General features: G+C 36.4%; 3 protein-coding genes. All 3 read left to right on the forward strand.

Annotated elements, in window-relative coordinates; translation table 11 throughout:
• Positions 1-1,300: apolipoprotein N-acyltransferase (gene lnt, locus AACY61_RS12500; protein WP_339611912.1), on the forward strand; the 1,300-nt coding region annotated here is incomplete at its 5' end.
• A 79-nt stretch (positions 1,301-1,379) separates the two neighbouring features.
• Positions 1,380-2,147, forward strand: a complete 768-nt coding sequence (locus tag AACY61_RS12505; RefSeq protein ID WP_339611913.1) for a class I SAM-dependent methyltransferase — start codon at positions 1,380-1,382, stop codon at positions 2,145-2,147.
• A 52-nt stretch (positions 2,148-2,199) separates the two neighbouring features.
• The coding region (locus AACY61_RS12510) for an ATP-binding cassette domain-containing protein (protein ID WP_339611914.1) at positions 2,200-2,371 on the forward strand (172 nt) is incomplete at its 3' end.

A 2,371-nucleotide genomic window follows, 5' to 3' on the forward strand; every position in this document is an offset into this window, starting at 1 on the left:
CTTTGCCAAAAGAACCACCTTTTTTATTTCAACAGTATTTTTGACTGCCCTTTGGATTTGCTTTGAAAAAATGCACCTCAACTGGGACTTTTCCTGGCCCTGGCTCAATCTGGGAAATGGATTCTCGGAATATATCAGTTGGGTGCAATGGTATGAATATACAGGTACTTTCGGTGGAACGCTTTGGGTCTGGATTGTTAATCTTAGTATTTTTAAGAGTTATATTTTATTCAAAGAGTTTAACAATAACTCAATTCTCTTTCGCAGAAGCATTAAAACAGGAATCTATATTCTACTACCCATAATCATATCACAGATTATCTATCACAATTATCAGGAAGAAGGTGAAACTGTAAATGCAATCGTATTACAACCCAATATAGACCCTTACTCAGAAAAATACAATGTGTCTAACGATGAAATAGCTTCCCTCCTTTTTGAACTTACTGATTCAAAAGTCACCCAAGAAACCGATTTTGTTATTTCCCCCGAAACAGTTTTTGCAGATCCTGAACGTATTGAAGTGTTTGAAACCGGCACAACCACTCAGAGAATCAGAGACTATCTTACTGCTTATCCAAATCTGAATTTCCTTTCAGGTGTTTCTCTTTTTAAAGTGTTTGACGACCCTAAACAAACTACTCTTCAGACCAATACTTTTGAAAATGGATTGTTTTATAACACTTACAATTCAGCGTTTATGATAAGTCAAAAATCTGAAATGGACCTCTATCACAAATCGAAACTCGTAGTGGGTGTGGAAAGCACACCATATGTGGGCATTATCAAACCGTTGCTGGGTGATATTATGCTCGATCTGGGCGGAACTGTAGCCATGAAAACCACTCAGGATTTCCGGGGTGTTTTTAAAAGTAAAGACAATAATTTTGTGGCCGGTCCCATCATTTGCTATGAGTCTGTTTATGGTGAATTTGTAACAGGATATGTGCGCAACGAAGCCAATTTCCTGACTATCATTACCAATGACGCCTGGTGGGGAGAAACTCAAGGACACAAGCAGCACCTCAGCCTGGCAAAACTGAGAGCTGTAGAAACCCGTCGCAGTATTGCCCGAAGTGCCAACACAGGAATTTCAGGGTTTATCAATCAACGAGGAGATATAGGAGAAACACTGGCCTATAATACGCAGGGTGCATTAACAGGAACCCTCTATTTAAATGATAAAATCACTTTTTATGTAGAATATGGCGATTTTATCTATCGCATTGCCTTGTTTATTTTAATAGGTGTCATACTCATCGCATTTACCAGAAGACGAGGGGAAGTGGGAATGGATTAGTCATTTTATATGAATCTCTATTCTATTTTCTCTTTTCTCTTTTCTCTTTTTTAAAATACCACGTCTAACATCAAAAAAAATGTACCTCATTTTCTCCTATATAAAATTTTTCTTCAAGTCCATCAAACTACACGGGGTCCATTCTCCCTTTGTGTATGATTTAATTAACCAATGCTTTAAGGATAAAGAAAGTTACCCGGAATACAAGTCTTTGGAGAACTACACCAAAAATTTGACGCATTGTAAAGAAATTCTTTTAGTCAAAGAGTTTGGCTCAGGTTCAAGAGTATTTCGTTCCAATAAAAGAAAAGTATCAGCGATTGCCAGACATGCAGCCATTTCAAACAAAAGGCAACAACTGCTTTTTAGACTAACCCGATTTTTTAATTTTCAAAACACCCTTGAATTGGGCACTTCTTTAGGTAAGGCCACCATTGCTTTCGCTTTAAGCAAAAACAATCATGTTATTAGTGTGGAAGGGTGCCGGGCAACAGCTTCTTTTACTCAAAAAGCTCTTAAACAAGCAGGCTGTTCAAATGCAGAAGTGATAATTGAACCTTTTGAAAGTTTTTTAAATAACAAAATTGACAATTTAATAGATTGCATTTATATTGATGGCAATCATACCTATAAAGATACAATAAACTACTTTCAAAAACTGCTACCTGTTATACATAACAATAGCCTGATGATCTTTGATGATATTTATTGGTCAGCTGAAATGCAGCGCGCTTGGAAAGAAATTGCTGCTCATCCAAAAGTAACTGTTGCTATTGATACATTTCAGTGGGGAATTGTAAGTTTCAGAAAAGAACAAAAAAAAGAAACTTTTACAATCCGTTTGTAACATTTGTAAATTTTAAAAGACCTATGAACAGTATAAAAACCTTATCGAAACAATGAGTTTAGTAATTAAAATAAGACAAATTACCCGTGATTTTAAAATGGGTAGTGAAGTGTTGCGCGTATTAAAGGGAATTGACCTCGACATTGAAAAAGGAGAGTATGTTGCATTAATGGGACCTTCAGGTTCCGGAAAATCAACTTTAATGAACATACTGGGATGCCTGG

The organism is uncultured Planktosalinus sp., from assembly GCF_963973675.1.
Lineage (GTDB): Bacteria > Bacteroidota > Bacteroidia > Flavobacteriales > Flavobacteriaceae > Planktosalinus.